We start from the raw sequence: 20,172 nt of genomic DNA, 5'->3' as shown, positions 1-20,172 counted from the left end.
GGCGTGCCAGGTAGGTTTCCGCCGGAGGACTCCTGGTCCTCATGGAACTTCTGGGAGGGGCTGCGGGATGACCGACACCACCGTGACCAACTGGGCCGGCAACATCACCTACACGGCCAAGGAGCTGCACCGCCCGCACTCGCCGGGCGCGCTGCGGGCGCTGGTGGCCGACAGCGCCCGGGTGCGGGTGCTGGGCAGCGGCCACTCGTTCAACGAGATCGCCGAGCCGGGCGCCGACGGGGTGCTGCTGTCGCTGGCGGACCTGCCGCCGGAGATCGACGTGGACCGGGCGGCCCGTACGGTACGGGTGGGCGGCGGCGTCCGGTACGCGGAGCTGGCCCGGGTGGTGCACGCGCACGGTCTCGCCCTGGCCAACATGGCCTCGCTCCCGCACATCTCCGTCGCCGGTTCGGTGGCGACCGGCACCCACGGCTCGGGTGTGACCAACGGCTCACTGGCGTCGGTGGTGCGCGAGGTGGAGCTGGTGACGGCCGACGGTACGGAGGTGACGCTCGCGCGGGGCGACGAGCGGTTCGGCGGCGCGGTCACCTCGCTGGGCGCGCTGGGTGTCGTGACGGCACTCACGCTGGACCTGGAGGAGGCGTACGAGGTCGAGCAGCACGTCTTCGGGGAGCTGCCGCTCACCGCGCCGCTGGACGAGGTGCTGTCCGCCGCGTACAGCGTGAGCCTGTTCACCGACTGGCGGGCGCCGGGCTTCCGGCAGGTGTGGCTGAAGCGGCGGACGGACCGGCCGCTGCCGGACTTCCCCCACGCGGCCCCGGCCACCGAGAAGACCCATCCCGTGCCCGGGATGCCGGCGGAGAACTGCACGGAGCAGTTCGGGGTGCCGGGCCCCTGGCACGAGCGGCTGCCGCACTTCCGCGCCGAGTTCACGCCCAGCAGCGGTGCCGAGCTGCAGTCGGAGTACCTGATGCCGCGTGAGCACGCCGTCGACGCGCTGCGCGCGCTGGACGCGATACGGGACGTGATGGCGCCGGTGACGCAGACCTGCGAGTGGCGCACGGTCGCCGCGGACGCGCAGTGGCTGAGCCCGGCGTACGGGCGGGACACGGTGGCGGTGCACTTCACCTGGGTCGAGGACACGGCGGCGGTACTGCCGGTGGTGCGGCGGGTGGAGGAGGCGCTGGACGGGTTCGCGGCCCGGCCGCACTGGGGGAAGGTGTTCACCACGGCGCCGGCCCGGCTGCGCGAGCTGTATCCGCGGCTCGGTGACTTCGGTGCCCTCGTACGGGAGCTGGACCCGGCCGGCAAGTTCACCAACGCGTTCGTCAGCGAGGTGCTGACCGGCGGACCGGCGTGAACAGCGCGACGGCCGCGATCAGTACGCAGCAGGCGCCGGCCGCCGCGGCCACCGGTGCGGTGCCGTGCCGCTCGGCCGCCCAGGTCAGCACGGCCGCGCCGAGGGGCGCCGCCGCGTAGTGCAGGGTCCAGAAGGCGGCGGTGACCCGGCCGAGCAGGTGCTCGGGGGTCACCTCCTGCCGCAGGGACATCGAGCAGGTGCCCGCCATGCCGACGCAGGCCAGGAAGGCCGCGCTCAGGACGGCGACGGCGGGCACCTCGCGCACCCAGCCGAGGCCGGCGAAGGCGAGCCCGCACACCGCGACCGCGCCGGTCCAGGTCCGGCCGAAGCCGAGCCGCCGGCGGACCCGGGCGACGAGCAGGGCGCCGGCGATGGTGCCGAGGGCGCCGGCCGCCATGACGATGCCGACGGTGTGGTCGTCGTGGCCGAGGTCGTGCTTGAGGTGGTAGATGACCAGGTCGTTCAGGCCGAGGGTGAGGAAGCTGAACCCGGCGAGCAGGGCGGTGAGGGCGCGCAGCACCGGGTGCCGGTACAGGAAGCCCGCCCCGGTCCGCAGGTCCCGCCACAGTCCGGGCCGTTCGTCCGGTGCCTCCTGCGCGGCGCGGGCCCCCAGCCGTACGAAGACCAGGCAGGCGGCGGACACGGCGAAGCTGGCCGCGTTCACGCCGACCGCAGCGGCGGGCCCCGACCAGGCGGCCACCACCCCGGCGCACACCGGGCCGAGCACGCCGGCCGCGGCGGCGGTCGCGTTGAGCCGGCCGTTGGCCTCGGTGAGCCGCCCGGTGCCGACCAGGCCGCGTACGACGGTGACGTAGCCGACGGCGAAGAACATGCCGACGGCCTCGCACAGCGGCAGGACGACGTACAGCAGCCAGAGTTCGGGACCGAACAGCCAGACCACGGGGATCACCCCGTACAGCGCTGTGCGGACCAGATCGCAGCCGATGAGCAGCTTACGGCGGTCGACGCGGTCGACGACGGCCCCGGCGAAGACCGCGGCGAGGACGGAGGCGGCGCCGCCCGCGGCCGTCAGCAGTCCCATGCGGGCGATCGAGCCGGTGGCCTCCAGGACCAGCAGGGGCAGGGCGATCAGGGCGAAGGAGTCGCCGAGGACGGAGAGGGTCTGCGCGGCCCAGAAGACGCCGAAGTCCCGTTGCCGCCACAGGGGGCGCGGGGCGGCGTCGTCCGGTGCCCGTCCGGTCTTCGGGCGGTGGTGTGCCTCGTGCGTCATCCGGTCCCTTCCCCGTCGGGTGACCCGTCACGGTGTGCCGGGTCACCGTAGGACGGGCGGGGAAGGGGCCGGTAACGATTTACGGGCGGTCAGTGCCGTCAGTGGTCCGCGCAGCACGGCGTCGGGTCCGGGTCCTCGAAGGGGACCAGGGTGCCGCCGACGTGGGGCATGGCGGCGAGGGTCAGTGCGCCGTTCTCCCAGTGGGGGCGGACGAACTCCCGGGTGACCAGCCGGGTTTCCGGGTCGGGCTCGCCGGGTGTGCCGAGGACGCGGACCCGCTCGATCGCGGAGCGGTCCAGCAGCTCCGCGACCGTGAGGGTGCCGGTCAGGGCGGCGGCGCCCGGGTAGAGCACCGCCCGCCCCCGGTCGTCCCAGGCGCCGTCCGTCACCGTGTGCCCCTGGGCGGTGAGCCGCTCGCGGGCCGCGTCGACGGCCGCCCGGTCCCCGGCGGCCAGGGACAGCGCCACGCGCCGCCGGCCGCCCTCGCGCACCAGGTGGGTGCAGCCGAACAGGCCGTCCTCCTCGGTGAATGCGGCGGCCAGCTCCCTCAGCAGGTGGTCGGCGTCGCGCAGCGAGGTGGCGTCCGTGTCGACGGCGATGACGTACGGCGGCGGGGTCACGACGGCAGGACCCAGACCGGGTTGGAGTAGAACCACAGGTCCTTCCACGGGTCGGCGTCGCCGATGACGTCGATGGCCGGGCCGTGCGGGTCCACGGCCGCGCCCATGGCGCCGACGGCGGAGCGGTTGCCGTCGGTGCCGCGCAGCCGGAGGTAGACGGGGCGGTCGACGCGGCCGAGGTCGTAGGTGAGGGTGACCGTGCCGGCGTTCTTGTTCACCTCGTAGGACTTGACGACCTTGGCGGACGGGGCGGTGAAGGTGTCCTTGTCCCGGACCTCGCCGGTCACGTCGCCCTGGATGACGTCGACGCGGGCCAGGGTGGGCTGGAAGCCGGCCCAGTTGGGGCCGCCGGCCGGCGCCACGTCCACGCTGAGGGTGACGCGGGTGCCCTTCTTGACCTGGAGGGCGCCGCCGAGGGTGGCCCAGCGGCTGCCGCCGGACACCCGGACGTCGAGGCCGGAGATGAGCTGGCCGTGGTCGACCCAGACGCGGCCGGCGCGGATGCCCGCCATGACGGCGGCGTACGAGAAGTTCTCGGCGCCGACGTGGGTGCGGCTGTAGTAGCCGGGCCAGTAGTCGTTCTCGGTGATGTCGATCGAGCCGCCGTAGACCGGGTCGTCGTAGCGGCCGTTGGTGTTGAAGTCGCCGCCGCCGCGGGCCGCGGTGTCGCCGTAGACCTGGTGGGAGTCGGAGTTGGCGGTGATCCACCAGGGCTTGCCCTCGGCGAGGAGGCTGTCCCACAGGCCGCCGACGGTGGCGGTCATCCAGTCGAAGCCGCCCCAGGTGCGGTAGGACTCCAGGGGGTAGCCGGCGAAGGAGTTGGAGCCGGGGCTGTTGTCGTAGATGCCGCGGGCGCCGCCGGGGCCGAGCGGCGCGGGCAGGCCGCCGGCCTGGTGGCCGGGGGCGCCCTCCATGCCGACGGCGATGCGGTGGCTCGCGGAGGTGGCGTCGCGCCAGGCGCGGATCTCGTGCGGGGAGTCGATGCCCTTGCGCGCCGGGTGGTTGGCGAGCATCAGGGCGTCCTTGACCTTGCGCCGCTTGACCTGGTCGGCGAGGAAGGCGAGGCCCGAGATGGCGAGGGCCTCGTTGGCGGGCGAGGAGCCGGTGGCGGCCTTGACGGCGCCGTCGTAGCCGGTCTCGAACTGCTTGAGGACGGAGACCTCGTTCTTGCCCGGGTGGACGAAGACGGTGCCGTGCTCGGCGGCCGGGATGTTCCACTCCAGGCCCTGGAAGACGAGGGTGTCCTTGTGGGCGCTGCGGGCGTCCTGGATGTCCGGGTTGACCTTCTCCACACCGATCTTGGCGTGGGTGGCGCTGCCGTGGTCGGTGATGACCAGCCAGTCCATGCCGTGCCGGGCGCCCTGGCGGACCTGGTCGCCGACGCGGTACTTGCCGTCACTGCTGTACTGGGTGTGGATGTGGTGGTCACCGGCCAGCCACAGGAAGCCCTTCCTGCCGTTGCCGTTGCCGCGGCCGCCCGCGAACGCCGGGGCGCTCGCGGCGCCCGTCAGCACGCTGCTCGCGGCGAGGCCGGCGCCGAGCAGACCGGCGCGGCGCAGCAGGGTGCGGCGGGACTGCTGTTCGGGGCTGAGCGCCTCGTCGGGTACGGAGGTGTCGAACGCGGCGGGCAGGGGCGCCGTCTCGTGCGTGTGCTCGTGACCGTGACCGTGACCGTGACTGTGGTCGTGGTCGTGGTGGTGGTGATGGCCGTGTCCGTGCCCGTGACCCATGTCGCTCCTCGTGGATGGCCGCCGTCTGCGCGGCTGCGTCGCTGCGGCCGCACCTGGGGTGCGTGGGCCGCGTGAGGAGAATCGATGTGCGAGGTGACGCCGGGTCGACTTCCGGGTGAGCGGCGGGCGTAGTCGACACGTCCGGTCGGCCTTTGTGCCGCGGGGACGTCAACGGGTGTGGTAATGCGGGGATTCGCAGTTACTGACGACTCTCAACTGCACATCATGTGCAATACGTGCGGCCGGGCCGGGGCATCAGCACGACGTGAGGTCCGGTTCCTCGGGTGCGGGCCGGTGCATGATCGGCTGGAGGTGACGGGTGTAGACGGCGGACCACCGCGAGGTCTGTCCCGGGGACTTCGCCATGACGGCCGACAACGCCTCGCACACCTCCTGTCGCAGCTCCCGCTCCTCGCCGTCCACCGCCACCCCGTAGCCCTCCGAACCGCCGAGGCTTTCGAGGGCCTTGGTCCGGACGTGGTACTTGTCGGCGAGTCCGGCGACGATGACGTCGTCGGTGGCGACCGCGTACACGTCGGTCTCCGGGTCCAGCAGCGCCTTCACGCAGTCCTCGTAGCCGGCCCGCAGCTCCATCCGGTCCGCCAGCCCTTCCTTCTCGATCCACGACACGTAGACCGACTCCCTGGCGGTGCAGACTTCGGCGGTGGGGTCCCCCTGCAGGTCGCTGAGGTCGTTGTACTCGCGGTCCTTGCGCACCAGCAGCCCCTTGAGCGCCTCGAAGTAGGGGCCGGCGAAGCGGACCCCGTCCCGCTTCTCGCGCTGTCGGTCGATGCTGTAGGTGGCCAGCACGAGGTGGACCCGGCCGGTCTTCAGGGCGTCGTCGCGGTTGTCCGAATTGACCTCGTAGAAGTCGACCGCGTCCTTCTCGAAGCCCATCTCGCGGGCGATCTCGTAGGCGAGGTCGACCTCGAAACCCCGGTAGGTGCCGCCGTCCCGCTCGCTCAGTCCGGGCTGGTCCTTCTTGACGCCGACCCGCAGCACGTCGTGGGTGTCGCTGAACCGGGGCCCGCCGTCCCGCTCCCCCGCCGCGGCCCCCTTGCCCGAGCCGGCGGCGTCGGAGGCGTCGTCCTTCCGGTCCGTCCAGAGGAACCATGCCGCGCTCGTGAGCAGCGCGGCGCAGACCACGGCCGCCGTCACCCGCCACCGGGACCGGCGCCGGCCCGTCCCCTCGGCTCCGGTGCCGCCGGGGTTCCGCGGCGGCCCGGACACCGGCGACTCGGGCGACCCCGGCGACTCCGGCGACTCCGGGCGAAGAGGCGCGTCCGGTTCCCAGGGAGGGGCGGCCGGCACGGTGACGGTCCGGGTGGCCTCCCGCAGCATCCGCTCCGCCGCGGCGGCGTCCGGGCGACCGCCGGGGTCCTTCGAGAGCAGCGCCTCGATCAGCGCGGTGAGCGGGCCGGCGTACTCCATGGGCGGCGCCGGGCGCTCGCGTACGGCGATGAGGACCTCGTAGGCGGTGGTCCCCTCGAAGGGGCGCCTGCCCTCCACCATCTCGTACAGCGTGACGCCGAGCGCCCACAGGTCGGACGCGGTGGACGCGGGGCGTGGTCCGGCCGGTGTGTGGCTGAGCAGTTCCGGCGCCAGGTACTGCGGCGTCCCGATGATCTCGTGGGACCGGGTGACCTGCGCGGCGCCCTCGAAGGTGGCGATCCCGAAGTCCATGAGGAGCGCGAGCCCGTCGGGGCGGAACAGGATGTTGTGGGGCTTCACATCGCGGTGCAGTACGCCGGACTCGTGCACGGCCGCCAGTCCGCGCAGCACCTGGAGACCGATCCCCGCCGCCTGGGGGACGGGCAGCCGCCGCCGCTCGCGCAACAGGTCGGCCAGGGAGCGCGAGTCGAGCAGTTCCATCACGATCCAGACCTGGCTGCCGTCCTCGATCACGTCGTGCACGTCGACCACGCTCTGGTGCCTGATCCGGGCGATGGCCTGTGCCTCGCGGCGGGCCCGGCTCACCCAGGTCGCCCGGGCCTCGGGGGCCGCGGCGCCCGGGTACAGCAGCCCCTTGACCGCCACCGGCCGGTTCAGACGCGTGTCGAGGGCCTCCCAGACCACGCCCATCCCGCCACGCCCGAGCTGGCGCCGCAGCCGGTACCGGCCCGCGATCACCGCGCCCGGTCCGTCACCCGCGCTGTCCCCCGGACCACTGTCGACGGTGTTCTCGCTGCGCATCCCGACCCCCACGGTTACCGATACGGACAGCAACCCTAGACACACGTCGGCGTCCTGGTGTCGGAAACGCGGCGATAACACCCGTCCTGGGCACCTGGGCGGGTCGGCCCCGCCGCGGGTCGGCCGGCGCGGTTGCCGGTCAGGACAGGTCGCCCACCGCGTCGGCGTAGTACGTCGACTCCGCCAGGTGCAGGGCGAGGTGACGGAAGCTCCAGCCCGGGCCGGGCGAGTGGTCGAGCTGGTCGTCGGTGAGCGCGTCGAGGCGGTTGGCCCAGATCCGGGCGAGCCGGGTGAGACGGCTGCGGGCCTCGTCGAGGTCCTCGGCGGTGAAGGGCGCGCGGTCGGCGTCGGTCGTGCTGGCGGAGGCGTGCCAGTGGTCGGGCTGCGGCTCCTCGCCCGCGAGCCGGGCCTCCAGTTCCGCCAGGTGGTCGACGAGGTGGTCGGCGACCCGCCGGATCGCCTTGTGCGGGGTGTAGACCCGGCCGTCCACGTGGGCCGGTACACCGTCCCAGCGGGTCCAGGTCCCGGCCAGCGCGAGGACGTGGCCGACCATGCCGGTGACGGCGTCGGCGGGGCGGGTGCCCGGGGTGACGATGGTGCTGTCGCTCATGTCCGGGACCCTAGCCGCGGGTCGGTTCGGCTCCGGCCGAACTGTCCTGGTGCCGGGCGCCCCGGTACCCGCGGCCCGCCCGTCCGGCCGGCGCGCGCCTACCTCCTGACCTTCCCGGCGGGAACGAGACGCAGGTCGGCCAGGGCGTCCCGTACCAGCTCCGCGTACACCGTGGCGCCGTACTCGGAGGTGTGGGTGTTGTCGCGCTTCTCGTCCGTGAGGTAGAGCGCCTTGGACCGCTCCACCCCCAGGGACTCCACCAGCGCCTTGGTCCGCGCGGTGAGGTCGATCAGCGGGACGCGCCGCTCGGCGGCGACGGAGCGGACGACGGCCGGGTGGTCGACGCCGAGGCCGTTGACGAGGAGCGCGGTGCCGTTGTCGAGGGTGCCGTCGGCGTTGAACCAGCGCCGCACGATCGGCGTGACCAGCACGGGCCGGCCGCCCTCGGCCCGCGCCTGGCCGACGAGGGTCTCCAGGTTGGCCCGGTAGGCGGCCCCGTCCGTCGTCTTGTCGTTGTGGGCGAGCTGGACCAGCACCAGGTCGCCGGGCCTGATCAGCGGCCGGACGGTGTCCCACATGCGCGGGTCGGCCAGGTAACTGACCGTGCTCTCCCCGGAGTCGGCGTGATTGGCGACGGACACGCCCGCGCGCAGGTACTGCGGCAGCCGCTGCCCCCACCCGGTGTACGGCTCCCCGGGCTGGTCGCAGACGGTCGAGTCGCCGACGAGGAAGACCTGCCGGGCGCGGTGGGCCGGGGTGACCCGGAGGTCGGCGAGGGCGGGCGCCGCGCCGCCGACGACCAGGTCGAGCCCCGGGCTCCCGTCGGCCCCGGCGGGCTCGCCCTCCGGGGTCCGGACGTCGACGGTGAAGGAGCGTGTCACCCGCTCCCCCGCCCCGACGGCCGTCTCCGGCAGCAGCGCCCGCCGGGTCTCCCCGCTGATCGCGGTCCGTGAGGCCGCGTCACCGCCGAGCCGGACCCGTACGTCGTACGTGCCCGGCGCCACGTCGAAGTGGCAGGTGCCGGCGACGCAGTTCTCCGCACCCCAGGACGGCCGTCCTTCCCGTGCCTGGGCGGGCGCGGCGGTGACCGCCCCGCTCCCCAGGACGGCGGCCAGCGCCACGGCGGCCAGTGATGTTCCCGTACGCCTCATCCGACCCGTGTACACCGCTGTCCCCTCCCTCACACCGAGTCCGCGACCGGGGCGCCGAAGTCCGGGGTCCCGTCCCGTTTCCAGTTGTGCGGCGGATCGCCGTCGATCTCCTTGTACGGGCGCGCGTGGTACACGAGCACGTCGGTACGGCCGTCCTCGGCGACGGTGAAGCTGTTGTGGCCGGGGCCGTACTGCCCGGTGGTGTCGTCGCTGGCGAAGACGGGGACCGGCGACTTGGTCCAGCTCGCCGGGTCCATGGGGCCTTCGGGGGCGTCGTCGGTGCGGCGGCTCATGCGGTGCCTCTCGATGTCTGTTCGGCATGGTGAACGGCATCTGGCATGACGAACGTCGAAAAGGTACGGGTGTGCCAGGAGAAGGTCAACGGGCCGGGACGGATCAGGCCGGCGGGGCGGGCGCGAAGGAGAACATCGCGTCCCCTTCCGGCTGGACGACCCCGTACGTGCTCTCCGGGACCTCGTTCCACACGCCCGGCAGGTCGCCCAGGGGTTCGGAGACGATGAGGCGGGTGTCGTCGGAGGCTTCGCGCAGGAAGTCCAGGTCGGGGTGGAGGGAGCGCAGGGTCTCGACGCGGGTGCTGTAGAAGAGGGAGCGGGAGGCGCCCTGGCTGGAGTAGCGGAAGGACCACAGGCGCAGCCCGTCGGTGACGGCGACCGTCATCTGGAGCGGGTACTCGACGCCGTGCTCGTGACCGACCCGTTCCACCAGCCCGGCCATCCGGGCCACCGCGCCCGGCGGGTCGTCCTCCAGGCCGTAGGTGAGCGCCAGGTAGAACATCACCTCGGAGTCGGTCGAGCCCTCGACGTGCAGGAACAGCTCCGGGTCGACGGCCAGCACCAGGGCGCGCCGTACCCGCTGGAAGTCGGTGACCGCGCCGTTGTGCATCCACATCCAGCGGCCGTGCCGGAACGGGTGGCAATTGGTCTGCTGGACGGCGGAACCGGTGGAGGCCCTGATGTGGGCGAAGAACAGGTGGGAGCGGACGTGGCCGGCGATCTCCCGGAGGTTGCGGTTGCTCCAGGCCGGGCCGATCTCGCGGACGACGGCGGGGGTGTCCTTGGCCGTGCCGGACGTCCCGTACCAGCCGACGCCGAAGCCGTCGCCGTTGGTCGTCTCGACGCCCATCTTGGCGTGCAGGCTCTGGTCGATCAGGGAGTGCCGCGGCCGGTAGAGGATGTTCTCCAGCAGGACCGGGGTGCCCGAGTAGGCCAGCCAACGGCACATGGGTCGGTCACCGCCTCGTCTCGCGTACGGCCGCTGCTGCCCCCAGGATCGCAGGGCGGGGTGGGGCGCGCGCGGCGGCGTTACGGTCGTCGCATGAGCAGCGGCACTCCCGATTTCACCCAGGCCCTGGCCACCGCCTCGCCGTCCCTCGTCCTGGACGGCGGCTTGTCCAACCAGCTGGAGGCCGCCGGGCACGACCTGGGCGACGCGCTGTGGTCGGCGCGGCTGCTCGACGAGCGGCCCGAGGCGGTCGTCGAGGCGCACCGCGCGTACTTCGCGGCGGGCGCGGACGTGGCGATCACGGCGAGTTACCAGGCGACCTTCGAGGGGTTCGCGGCACGCGGCACCGGGCGGGCGCGGGCGGCCGGGCTGATGGCCCGCGGTGTGGAACTGGCCCGGGAGGCCGCCCGCCGGTCCGGCGCCGCCCGGCCGCTCTGGGTGGCGGCGTCGGCGGGCCCGTACGGGGCGATGCTCGCCGACGGGTCGGAGTACCGGGGCCGGTACGGGCTCACGGTCGCGGAGCTGGAGCGGTTCCACCGCCCCCGCCTGGAGGTGCTGGCCGCGGCCCGCCCCGACGTCCTCGCCCTGGAGACGGTCCCCGACACCGACGAGGCGGCGGCGCTGCTGCGGGCGGTGCGGGGCCTCGGGGTGCCGGCCTGGCTGTCGTACACCGTGGCGGGCGGCCGGACCCGGGCGGGCCAGCCGCTGGAGGAGGCGTTCGGTCTGGCGGCGGCGTCGCCGGAGGTCGTCGCGGTCGGCGTGAACTGCTGCGCCCCGGCGGACGTGGAGCACGCCGTCGCCGTCGCGGCGCGGGTGACGGGCAAGCCGGTCGTGGCGTACCCGAACAGCGGGGAGTCCTGGGACGCCGCGGCCCGGCGGTGGACCGGGCCGTCCGCGTTCGACGCCGGTCTGGTGCGGGGCTGGCGGGCGGCCGGGGCACGGCTGATCGGGGGGTGCTGCCGGGTGGGGCCTCAGGCGATCGCCGGGGTGGCCGAGGCACTGGCCTGACCCGGCTCCCGGCCGACCGGGCGGTCTCCCCCGAGGCCAGCCGGTGGTACCGGGTGCCGGGGCCCTGGTCGCCGAGGAAGCCGCCGACCTCGCCCACCGGCGCGGGGTCACCCATCAGTCGGCGGCGAAGTCCGTGAAGGACCTGACCGGCGCGGGTCTGGCCCGCACCGAGCCCCGCCCCGGCGACGGCCGCAAGCTCCTGGCGCACCTCACCGACGCCGGCCGCGCCCGCCTCCGGTACGAACGCGCGCGCCGCACCGGCGTCCTGGACGCCGCCCTGCGGGACACGTTCAGTGCCGAGGAGCGGGAGCGGCTGCGGGAGTGCGCCGGCCTGCCGGCCCGCCTCACGGTTCGCCTCACCGGGACGGAGCCCGGACCGCGCGCTTGAGGACCTCCTCGCGCCAGGCAGGAAGTCCGCGGGATCGCGGCCTCGGGGGTGCGCCGCGCACTAGGCCTTCGCCGGTGCCCCCACTCCGTGCAACAGGGTGTCCACCACACGTGCGGCCAACTTGTCGACCGCGCCGACGTCGACCAGCTCCCGCCCTTCTTCCGCCGCCTCGTGGATCAGGGCGTAGTAGACCCGGCGGACCCACTCCAGGTCGGCGTCCGCGGGCAGCAGGCCGGCCTCCCGCGCACAGCGGAAGAGCTGATCGCACTGGGCCAGGACGTCGGCGTGCACGCGCGCCACCTCGGGGTCGGACGGGGCGGTCCGGCCCATCGCGAAGCTCCAGCCGATCTTCACCTGGAGGACGTTGACGGTCACCTGATGCAGGGCGACCAGCGGCGGGGAGGTGAGCGGGCGGGCGGCCTCCACCGCCTGCCGGAACCGCTCGGTCGCCCAGGCCGTCAGCGCCTCGACCAACGCCTCGCGGGTGGCGAAGCGCCGGTGCACGGTGGTGCGGGCCACCCCGGCCTCCGCCGCGATCTGCTCCATGGTCGCCGTCGGGTCGGCGGCCAGCACGCGTTCGGCCGCCTCCAGGATCGTCCGCACCGTCCGTTCCGCGTCGGCGCGCAGCGCTCGCCCCCTCGTCTCCATGGAGCAGACAGTACAGCGAGACGCCGGTCACCGAGCTAGTTGCAACACCAATGTTGCATCTACTAGCTTTACCGCGTCGCGGATGTCGCGACAGATTCTGTGCCACGACAGGAGTGCATCCATGGATCTGCAGCTGACGAACACCACCGCCGTGGTCACCGGCGCGAGCCGCGGTATCGGACTGGCCATCGTCCGAGCGCTCACCGCCGAGGGCGTGCGCGTGGCAGCCGCCGCCCGCACCATCACCCCCGAGCTGAGGGAGACCGGCGCCCTGGCCATACCGTTGGATCTGCTGGACTGCGACGCCCCCGCCCGGTTGATCGACCGGGCCACCGCCGAGCTCGGCGACCTCGACCTGCTCGTCAACAACGTCGGCGGTGGCGACAGCGGAGAGGGCCAGACCGGCGGCTTCCTCTCCTTCACCGACGAGCACTGGCGGCAGGGCTTCAGCCTGAACTTCCTGGCCGCCGTGCGCACCAGCCGGGCGGCGCTGCCCAGCCTGCTGCGCCGCCGTGGGGCGCTGGTCAACATCTCCTCCAACGGCGCCCGGATGCCTAGCGCCGGGCCCATCACCTACACCACCGCGAAGGCCGCGCTGACTGCCTTCGGCAAGGCGCTGGCGGAGGAGTTCGGGCCGCAGGGTGTACGCGTCAACACCATCTCGCCGGGCGCGGTGCGTACCGCGATGTGGGAGAGCCCGGACGGCTACGGCGCGGAGCTGGCCCGCTCCATGGGGGTCACCCAGGAGCAGTTGCTGGCGCAGATGCCGGCCGCGATGGGCGTGACCACCGGCCGCCTGCTGGAACCGTCCGAGGTCGCCACGGCCGTCACCTACCTCGCCTCACCGTTGGCGGCCGGCATGTCCGGCACGGACCTGCTGATCGACGGTGGGGCTGTCAAAACGGTCTGAGTCCGGTCCAGCGAGCGGACGGCACCCTCGCCGTCCGCTCCGGCCTCGCGCCACCGCGCCTCACGCAGGGTTCCCCCAACGTGTCCGGCGACGGGCCGCTCAGCCGAGTTCGGTCCAATCCGGGGGCCCGCTGAGCCAATCCGGGTCCGTCCGGGGTGAGCGGGCCAGGGCCTCGCAGAGACTCGTGTACTCGTAGAACGCGTCCTGAAGCGTCAGGGCCGCCTCACGGCGGGCCACCGCCCTCTTCTCGGGGTCGGAGAGCCACATGTACCCGGTGCCCTTGGCCGCCTTGTCCACCTTCTCGCGCAGGGTCTGGTACTGGCCCGCGAGCGCCAGATGGTCCGGGGACCCGCGGTCGTGCTCCTTCACGGCCTCGCCCAGACCGGCGAGGTCCCCGCGCAGTGCCGCGATCGTCTCCCGCATGTCACGCAGCTGGGTGCCGGGACGGTAGTCGGCCAGGCCCGCGCCGCGGTCCAGCATGTTGTAGGGGACGCCGTAGTTCGACGCCCCGTCGAGGGTCTCGTGCAGGGTGTGGTAGGCCAGCCGCCACGTGTGGTCGTAGTTGATGCGCCAGAACGCGAACAGCGCCCAGGCCATCGCCCCCAGTTCCCTGGAGGTGCCGCCCGCCACCTCACCGAGGAAGAGCGTCCGGACCATGGTGTTGGACTGGCCCGCCCACACCGGCACGTTGTGACGCCGGGCCAGTTTGGTGGTGGGGTCGGCCTCGTCGCGGGTGACGAGAGGCCCGTTCCACAGTTGGGATCGCATACCCCGCGATGTCGTGCTCTTGGTCCGCTGGCCGGTGGCGGGGTCTATCTCCTGGGTGTTCAGGAACCGGTTCGCGACGGGGTCTCCGAGCACGTCCGAACCCGCGGTACGCGTGCCACCGTGACGGGGATCGCTCAGGTATTCCATCAGATCGTGCAGGACGGCGATCTTGTCCGCCTGGCCGTACTTCTCCGGATGCTTCATCACGGCGGCCATGTCGTTCCCGATCCGCGTGGGCTCACCCCGCCCTTCCTTGGCCATCCTCGCCAAGTGCTGCCGGTAGGTGCCCAGCGGGACCATCTTCCCGTTCCGCGCTTTGACCTGGCTGGTACTCAGCTCCTCCCACAGGCGCTGCCAGTTGAGCGAAGCTGCGTACCTCTCCATATGCTGGTTGATGTACTCCTTGATCTTCACCAGCAGGGCGTCGAGGTGGCGGTCGATGTCGGAGGAGCCCCGGACCTGCTCGGCCAGTGCCCGCTCCTCACGGCGTCCCGGCTTCTGCTTGACCCAGCCCAGCAGGGCGGCGTGCAGCTCCTCGGCGTTGCGGTAGGACCGGGACTGCCGCTTGCGGCCCAGCGGACGGGTACGGGCCCTGTCCGGGTCCGGGTGCGGACGGCCGACCGCCTGGTCGTCCACCCACTTGTCCAGCTGCGCCCGCATCTGCTCCCGGTACTTCGCGAACTCCGCCCGTTCCTCCTCCGTCCCGCGCTCGGCGACCTGGACGACGGACTCCCACAGCGACTCGGTGGACGGCTCGCTGCCGGGCAGCCCGGGATCGTTGGAGTGCGCCTTCCCGCCGACCAGGACCAGACGCTGCACCGGGGTCGCGGCTCCGCCGGAGCCGAGCACCCGGTTCACGGCGGCGTTGCCCGCGCTCCGTTGCAGCGTGAGGGCATGAGGCACGGCGCCCCGGGACGGAACGGGCGGGCGTCCGGCGGCAGGCCGACCCTGGACCGCCCCGGCCCGTCCGTCCTCACGGGATCGTTCAGCGTGCATGGCGGTCACTTCCACGGGCGTAGGGGGGTATCCGCCTACTCCTACCGCACCGGCGGTACCGCGGACAGGTGTTTGCGGGCGGTCACGGGGGCAATTCCCGGCTTCCGCCGGGGCAACCCCGCCCGTCGAGACCCACCTCGCACCACACGATCTTCCCGGGTTCGCGGTCCTCCACGCCCCACTTGTCCGCCAGTTCCGACACCAGCAGCAGCCCGCGCCCGCCCTCGTCCGGTTCCCGGAGGGCCGGTACGCCGTCTCCGGTGTCGTGCACCTCGATCCGTACACCGCCGCCGCCGTCGTCGTCGACATGGGGCACCAGCCTCAGCAGGAAGCCGCGGCCCGGTGGTACGCCGTGCAGCAGGGCGTTGGTGGTCAGTTCACTGACGCAGAGCAGTACGTCGTCCGCGCACCGGCGCACGTCCCAGTCGACGAGCGCCCGGCGCGTGAACGCCCGCGCGGCGGGCACGGACTGGCGTTCACGGCGGTACAGCCGTTCACGTGGCCCGGGTGGAATTTCGCTGTTCACGTGACGATGGTCACGCTCTGTGCCCATGATGAAACAGTGCGCGATGCCGTACGGATCGTCCGTACGGGCGCGCGTGGGTGAACGTACGTGTACGGGTGGGGAGTTCGACCGGCATGAGCACCAGGAAGCGCAAGAACGCGTCGGCGATGAAGATGGTGGGCGCGTTGCTCGCGCTCTACCGGGAGGCGGCGGGGTACACCCAGCGGTCACTGGGTGAGGTCTTCGGCATCAGCGAGCAGCAGATCGCGTCGGTCGAGCAGGGCAGACGGCCACTGAAGCTGGATCTCGCCGAGAAGCTCGACGATCTCCTGGAGACCAAGGGGGCGTTGGTCACTGCGGTGAGCAGGATGCCGGAGGTGGATCTCATCCCGCTATGGGCGGAGGAGTTCTTGGATCGGGAGCGGGAAGCCATCGCTATTTCCTGGTACGAGAGCCTGCTGGTCCCTGGTCTGTTGCAGACCGAGGCCTACGCACGCGCAGTCTTTCGCAGCCGCATTCCGGTCTACGACGCGGACGAGATCGAGCAGTTGGTGGCAGCTCGCATCGAGCGCCGAGAGGTGCTGCACCGCAAACTCCCACCGGCCGCGAGCTTCGTCATTTGGGAGGCGGCCCTCCGGGACCGCCTTGGCGGTCAAGAAGTCTACGTCGAACAACTGCGTCATCTACGGGAGTACGCCGACGTGCCGGGCATCGCCTTGCAGATCCTCCCGCTGGGCCGCGCTTCACATGCTGGGCTGGAGGGGCCGTTCATCCTGCTGGAAACACCTGAGCATCAACGGCTGGCCTACAGCGAGACACAGCGCGGCAGCACGCTCGTCGCCGACCCCGACGAGGTGGGGATCCTCACCCAGAAGTATGCGATGCTGCGGACGCAGGCCCTCAACACCGAGGACACGAGGGACCTGTTGGACCGTCTTCTGGGAGAGGCATGACCGGCACCGAACTTGAGTGGTTCAAGTCCAGCTACAGCAGCGGCGAGGGCGGCGCCTGCCTCGAAGTCGCCCGAGAAGCCACCGCCATCCACATCCGCGACTCGAAAATCCCCGCTACCCCCCACCTCTCCGTCACCCCCGAAGCCTGGACCACCTTCTTGCGCTTGGTTCGGTGACAATCTCGGCTCTGTCGGTCGTCCACAGGGCCACCTCCCGGTCCCGGGGGCCGAAGACCGTGACCGGCGTCCCCGCGCCGAAGACCCGTACGGGGTGGGTGGCGTCCCACGCCTCCCACCCCGGGTCGCCGTCGGCCACGAACGACACCCACGCCGCGTGCATCTCGTCCGCCAGTGCGCGCGGCGCTCCCTCCCCCGCCAGCCGTCGCGACTCCGGCAGGTCCCCGCTGTCGAAGACGAAGCCCAGCTCCAGCGCGTGGCAGGCGCCGAGCCCCGGCCGGTTCGACGGCCAGGCGAACTCGTAGACGTACGACGATCCGGGCCGCGCGTCGGCCAGCCGGTGCAGCGGGACGCGCAGCAGATGGTCGGTGACCATCTGGCCGACCGTCTCGGCGGTGCCCGCGTCGGGATGCAGGGTGCGGTAGCCGCGCGGCACGTCGTGCCCGCAACGGCAGCGTGCCCGCGCCCCGGCGAGGGCCACCGCGCCGAGGCGGTCCACGCGCTCCACCAAGCCGCCCGGCACCAGCCACAGCCGGTACTCGTCACGCGTCCAGCCCATCAGCAGGCGGACGCCGGGCGCCGCGTCACCCTCGACCAGGGCCGTCAGCGGATCACGTGGCACGAGGTCGCCGTCGACGACGATGCCGAAGGCGGGACCGCCGAGCACGGGGCTGCTCAGCCTGCCCACCTCGGCCTGGGTGCGCAGCAGCACGTCGCGGTCGACGGACGCGAACGCCTCCGCCGTGGCGGGGATCCTCAGCCGGGCCGCCATCCGGCGGACCACGCGCCGCACCTTGGCCCGGTCGGAGACCTCCGGCGCCCCGCTCTGGAGCACCGCCCGGCGGAACAGGCCCCGGGCGCGCGGGGCGGACAGCAGGGCGCCCGTGCTGATGGCTCCGGCGGACTGGCCGGCCAGCGTCACGCGGTCGGGGTCGCCGCCGAAGGCCGCGATGGCGTCGCGGACCCACTCCAGGGCGGCGAGCTGGTCGCGCAGGCCGGCGTTGGCGGGGGCGTCCGGGAAGAGGCCGTAGCCCTCGACACCGAGGCGGTAGTTGAGCGAGGCGCAGACGACGCCGTCACGGGCGAAGGTGCGGCCGTCGTAGACCGGGACGGCGGAGGAGCCCCGGGTGAGGGCGCCGCCGTGCAGCCAGACCAGGACCGGGAGGCGGGCGCCGGGGGCCGGGTCGGGGGTCCAGATGTTGAGGTTGAGGCAGTCGTCGCCGGGGACGGAGGGGTCGGAGAGGTACTGGCCGAAGGCTTCCGAGTACGGCGGTCCGGGCGCCGTGGGGCCGAAGGCGTGGGCGTCCCGTACGCCGTCCCACTTCTCCGGCGCCACGGGCGGGCGGAAGCGGCGGGGACCGAAGGGCGGGGCGGCGTAGGGGATGCCCCTGAACACCGCGACACCGTTCTCCCAGCGCCCGCGTACCGCTCCGTACGGGGTGCCGGCCACGGGGTTCGTGCGGTTCGCGGTCATCCGCCCACCAGCCCTTCTCCGCGCCCGGCACCGGTATTCCGTGAGCACCGCGGGCCGCGGTGATATTCCGGCCCCGACGGACCCCCCGCCATACACCCATGCACCCAAAAACAGATGACACCCTCGCCCCAACTGTCATCAACCCGCTCACCCGAGCACACCAAGGACACCCACACCGCTTCTGTCATCCGTTTTCGCGCGGACCACTCCGGGGTCTTCCCGCCGGGGGCGGGCCGATCTACATTGGGGGCGCTTAGGAAGCGCTTTCTACAGCCTGCTGCGGCGGCCTTCACGGCCCCGGTCCCGGAGGTGGGTGCCCCATGGTCCGTACGGCGCGCGCGAGCACCGCGACCGGGCCGACACTGGCGGTGGTGGCCCGCGAGGCGGGGGTGTCGGTGCCGACCGCGTCGAAGGTGGTCAACGGGCGCGAGGACGTGGCGCCCGAGACCAGGCGCCGGGTGTCGGAGGCGCTGGACCGGCTGGGCTACGTACGCAGGCCCCGGTTCGACCCGACGGCGCGGGCGCCCCGGATGGTCGACCTGGTGGTGCGCTCGCCGGCGGACTCCGGTTCGGGCGCGGTGCTGCACGGGGTGGAGGAGGCGGCGTACGACGCGGGCCTGGAGGTGGTGGTCTCGGCGGGGCTGGAACGGCGCCGGGGCGGGACCGTGGAGCGCGGCGGCTGGCTGGACAAGCTGAGGGCGCGGGGGTCGGCCGGGGTGCTGTTCGACCTGGCGGAGCTGACCGGGACGCAGTACGCCTGGCTGGAGCGGCACCGGGTGCCGTTCGTACTGATCGACCCGGTGGCCGAGCCACCGTCGGGGGTGGTGTCGGTGGGCGCGGCGAACTGGCAGGGCGGGGTGACCGCGACCGAGCACCTGCTGGGGCTCGGGCACGAGCGGATCGCGGTGATCGCCGGGGAGCGGGGTACGGCGGTCAGCGGGACGCGGGTGGCGGGGTACCGGTCGGCGCTGGCCGCGGCGGGGGTGCGGCACCGCGCCGAGTACGTGCGGCACGCGGGGTTCGACCGGGACGCCGCCCGTGGACGGACGCGGGAGCTGCTGGAGCTGCCGGTGCCGCCGACGGCCGTGTTCGTCTGCTCGGACGCGATGGCGCTCGGGGTGTACGAGGCGCTGGCCGAGCGGGGGCTGCGCGTGCCGGACGACATGAGCGTGGTCGGTTTCGACGACCTGCCGGAGGCGCGCTGGGCCGCCCCCGCCCTGACCACCGTCCGCCGCCCGCTGGCGGAGATGGCGGCGACCGCGCTGCGGACGCTGCTGCGCATGATGGACGGCGCCCATCCGGAGAGCACCCGCACCGAGCTGTCGACCCGGCTGGTGCGACGGGCGAGCACGGCCCCGCCGGGAGGCCGCTGACCGGTGACGGAGGCCGGGCACCGCGTCCGGCGCGGCGCGGGCGGAACGCGCGGTCGGATCAGATCTGGTTCAGACCGCCGTCGACGTACAGGCTCGAACCCGTGACGAAGCTGCTCTGCCCGGAGGCGAGGAAGGCCACGGCGGCGGCGATCTCCTCCGGGCGCCCGAGCCGCCCCAGCGGCACACTCGTCGCCAGGTTCCGCTTGAATCCCTCGGGGTCGGGGGTGAGCCCCAGCAGTCCGGGCGTCTCGGTCGGGCCGGGCGTGACGGTGTTGACGCGGATGCCGCGGCCCTTGAGTTCGTTGGCCCAGGTCCGGGCGAACGACCGGGTGGCGGCCTTGGTCGCCGCGTACACGCCGAACGCCTCGGCGCCGACGTCGGCGTTGGTGGAGCCGTTCAGGATGACCGAGGCTCCCTCGTTGAGCAGGGGCAGTGCCTTCTGGACGGTGAAGACCATGCCGCGGACGTTGATGCCGAAGAGGGCGTCGAAGTGCTCCTCGGTGATCTGCTCCAGTGGCGCGAACGAGGCGACGGAGGCGTTGGCGAACAGGACGTCCAGGCCCGTGCCCCGGCTGCGGATGGTCTCGTAGAGCCGGTCCAGGCCGGCCAGGTCGGTGATGTCGCCGGTCACGGCGGTGGCCGCCGGACCGATCAGTTCGACGGCCGCGTCCAGTTCGGTCTCGCGCCGGCCGGTGATGAACACGTGCGCGCCCTCGGCCGCCAGCCGGACGGCACTGGCCAGGCCGATGCCGGTGGCGCCCCCGGTGACGAGAGCGGTCTTGCCTTCGAGCAGTCCCATGTCGGGCAAACCCCTTCGATTTATGCAGCGATCGCTGCGGAAGTCGAACGGTAGCACTTCCGCAGCGGTCGCTACA

At 73.0% G+C, this 20,172-nt stretch carries 19 protein-coding genes and 1 pseudogene; 7 read left to right on the top strand and 13 right to left on the bottom strand.

From position 1 onward, the window contains the following. Positions 1-67: 67 nt before the first annotated feature. Complete coding sequence (locus tag ACZ3IG_RS15710; protein ID WP_467432336.1) at positions 68-1,321, top strand: FAD-binding protein; 1,254 nt, start codon at positions 68-70, stop codon at positions 1,319-1,321. Here the strand turns inward: ACZ3IG_RS15710 and ACZ3IG_RS15705 are convergent. The 8 genes and pseudogenes from ACZ3IG_RS15705 to ACZ3IG_RS15670 all read right to left on the bottom strand — a co-directional run bounded on the left by ACZ3IG_RS15705 (position 1,290) and on the right by ACZ3IG_RS15670 (position 10,098). After that, positions 1,290-2,552, bottom strand: a complete 1,263-nt coding sequence (locus tag ACZ3IG_RS15705) for an MFS transporter (RefSeq protein WP_467432335.1) — start codon at positions 2,550-2,552, stop codon at positions 1,290-1,292. The two genes, ACZ3IG_RS15710 and ACZ3IG_RS15705, sit on opposite strands and share 32 nt — an antisense overlap. Positions 2,553-2,650: 98 nt before the next feature. Continuing rightward, a complete protein-coding gene (locus ACZ3IG_RS15700) occupies positions 2,651-3,172 on the bottom strand; it encodes a hypothetical protein (RefSeq protein WP_467432334.1) in 522 nt (173 codons plus the stop codon). Beyond that, the gene (locus ACZ3IG_RS15695) at positions 3,169-4,902 is read right to left on the bottom strand and encodes a PHP domain-containing protein (protein ID WP_467432332.1); all 1,734 of its coding nucleotides are present in this window, start codon (positions 4,900-4,902) and stop codon (positions 3,169-3,171) included. The genes ACZ3IG_RS15700 and ACZ3IG_RS15695 overlap by 4 nt, the downstream gene beginning before the upstream one ends. Before the next feature lie 255 nt (positions 4,903-5,157). Beyond that, complete coding sequence (locus ACZ3IG_RS15690; RefSeq protein WP_467432331.1) at positions 5,158-7,095, bottom strand: serine/threonine-protein kinase; 1,938 nt, start codon at positions 7,093-7,095, stop codon at positions 5,158-5,160. Positions 7,096-7,234: 139 nt separating this feature from the next. Continuing rightward, positions 7,235-7,705 carry a hypothetical protein gene (locus ACZ3IG_RS15685; protein WP_467432330.1) on the bottom strand — a complete coding sequence of 157 codons (471 nt, stop codon included), beginning with the start codon at positions 7,703-7,705 and terminating at the stop codon, positions 7,235-7,237. Positions 7,706-7,803: 98 nt separating this feature from the next. Then, positions 7,804-8,856, bottom strand: coding sequence for a rhamnogalacturonan acetylesterase (locus ACZ3IG_RS15680; protein ID WP_467432328.1), 1,053 nt, complete (start codon positions 8,854-8,856; stop codon positions 7,804-7,806). Between the two features lie 29 nt (positions 8,857-8,885). Further along, positions 8,886-9,149, bottom strand: a pseudogene (locus tag ACZ3IG_RS15675) (family 43 glycosylhydrolase); the annotation flags it as partial. Positions 9,150-9,252: 103 nt separating this feature from the next. After that, a complete protein-coding gene (locus ACZ3IG_RS15670; RefSeq protein ID WP_467432327.1) occupies positions 9,253-10,098 on the bottom strand; it encodes a class II glutamine amidotransferase in 846 nt (281 codons plus the stop codon). A 93-nt stretch (positions 10,099-10,191) separates the two neighbouring features. On the opposite strand from ACZ3IG_RS15670, the gene mmuM reads away from it, so the two are divergent. Both mmuM and ACZ3IG_RS15660 read left to right on the top strand, forming a co-directional pair. After that, a complete protein-coding gene (gene mmuM, locus ACZ3IG_RS15665; RefSeq protein WP_467432326.1) occupies positions 10,192-11,106 on the top strand; it encodes a homocysteine S-methyltransferase in 915 nt (304 codons plus the stop codon). Between the two features lie 43 nt (positions 11,107-11,149). Next, positions 11,150-11,494, top strand: a complete 345-nt coding sequence (locus ACZ3IG_RS15660; protein ID WP_467432325.1) for a MarR family winged helix-turn-helix transcriptional regulator — start codon at positions 11,150-11,152, stop codon at positions 11,492-11,494. 60 nt (positions 11,495-11,554) lie between these two features. Here the strand turns inward: ACZ3IG_RS15660 and ACZ3IG_RS15655 are convergent, their stop codons facing one another. Beyond that, a complete protein-coding gene (locus ACZ3IG_RS15655; RefSeq protein WP_467432323.1) occupies positions 11,555-12,142 on the bottom strand; it encodes a TetR/AcrR family transcriptional regulator in 588 nt (195 codons plus the stop codon). A 121-nt stretch (positions 12,143-12,263) separates the two neighbouring features. Here ACZ3IG_RS15655 and ACZ3IG_RS15650 point away from each other — a divergent pair, with 121 nt between their 5' ends. Then, on the top strand, positions 12,264-13,052 hold the full coding sequence (locus ACZ3IG_RS15650) for an SDR family NAD(P)-dependent oxidoreductase (RefSeq protein WP_467432322.1): 789 nt from the start codon (positions 12,264-12,266) through the stop codon (positions 13,050-13,052). Positions 13,053-13,151: 99 nt separating this feature from the next. On the opposite strand, the gene ACZ3IG_RS15645 is transcribed toward ACZ3IG_RS15650, so the two are convergent. Together ACZ3IG_RS15645 and ACZ3IG_RS15640 are read right to left on the bottom strand one after the other, a co-directional pair. After that, positions 13,152-14,723 carry a hypothetical protein gene (locus ACZ3IG_RS15645; protein ID WP_467432321.1) on the bottom strand — a complete coding sequence of 524 codons (1,572 nt, stop codon included), beginning with the start codon at positions 14,721-14,723 and terminating at the stop codon, positions 13,152-13,154. A gap of 175 nt (positions 14,724-14,898) precedes the next feature. Next, complete coding sequence (locus ACZ3IG_RS15640) at positions 14,899-15,369, bottom strand: ATP-binding protein (RefSeq protein ID WP_467432319.1); 471 nt, start codon at positions 15,367-15,369, stop codon at positions 14,899-14,901. An 86-nt stretch (positions 15,370-15,455) separates the two neighbouring features. Between ACZ3IG_RS15640 and ACZ3IG_RS15635 the strand changes: the two genes are divergently transcribed. Together ACZ3IG_RS15635 and ACZ3IG_RS15630 are read left to right on the top strand one after the other, a co-directional pair. After that, complete coding sequence (locus ACZ3IG_RS15635) at positions 15,456-16,274, top strand: helix-turn-helix domain-containing protein (RefSeq protein WP_467432318.1); 819 nt, start codon at positions 15,456-15,458, stop codon at positions 16,272-16,274. Further along, the gene (locus ACZ3IG_RS15630) at positions 16,271-16,450 is read left to right on the top strand and encodes a DUF397 domain-containing protein (protein WP_467432316.1); all 180 of its coding nucleotides are present in this window, start codon (positions 16,271-16,273) and stop codon (positions 16,448-16,450) included. The genes ACZ3IG_RS15635 and ACZ3IG_RS15630 overlap by 4 nt, the downstream gene beginning before the upstream one ends. Here the strand turns inward: ACZ3IG_RS15630 and ACZ3IG_RS15625 are convergent. Beyond that, the gene (locus ACZ3IG_RS15625; protein WP_467432313.1) at positions 16,407-17,924 is read right to left on the bottom strand and encodes a carboxylesterase/lipase family protein; all 1,518 of its coding nucleotides are present in this window, start codon (positions 17,922-17,924) and stop codon (positions 16,407-16,409) included. The genes ACZ3IG_RS15630 and ACZ3IG_RS15625 overlap by 44 nt on opposite strands. A 320-nt stretch (positions 17,925-18,244) precedes the next feature. Between ACZ3IG_RS15625 and ACZ3IG_RS15620 the strand changes: the two genes are divergently transcribed. Then, positions 18,245-19,297, top strand: coding sequence for a LacI family DNA-binding transcriptional regulator (locus tag ACZ3IG_RS15620; protein ID WP_467432311.1), 1,053 nt, complete (start codon positions 18,245-18,247; stop codon positions 19,295-19,297). 58 nt (positions 19,298-19,355) lie between these two features. Here the strand turns inward: ACZ3IG_RS15620 and ACZ3IG_RS15615 are convergent, their stop codons facing one another. After that, complete coding sequence (locus ACZ3IG_RS15615; protein ID WP_467432309.1) at positions 19,356-20,096, bottom strand: SDR family NAD(P)-dependent oxidoreductase; 741 nt, start codon at positions 20,094-20,096, stop codon at positions 19,356-19,358. Between the last annotated feature and the right edge of the window lie 76 nt (positions 20,097-20,172).

The sequence above is a fragment of the Streptomyces sp. NPDC016677 genome (assembly GCF_055562815.1).
This window is presented reverse-complemented; position numbering and strand designations above follow the sequence as displayed.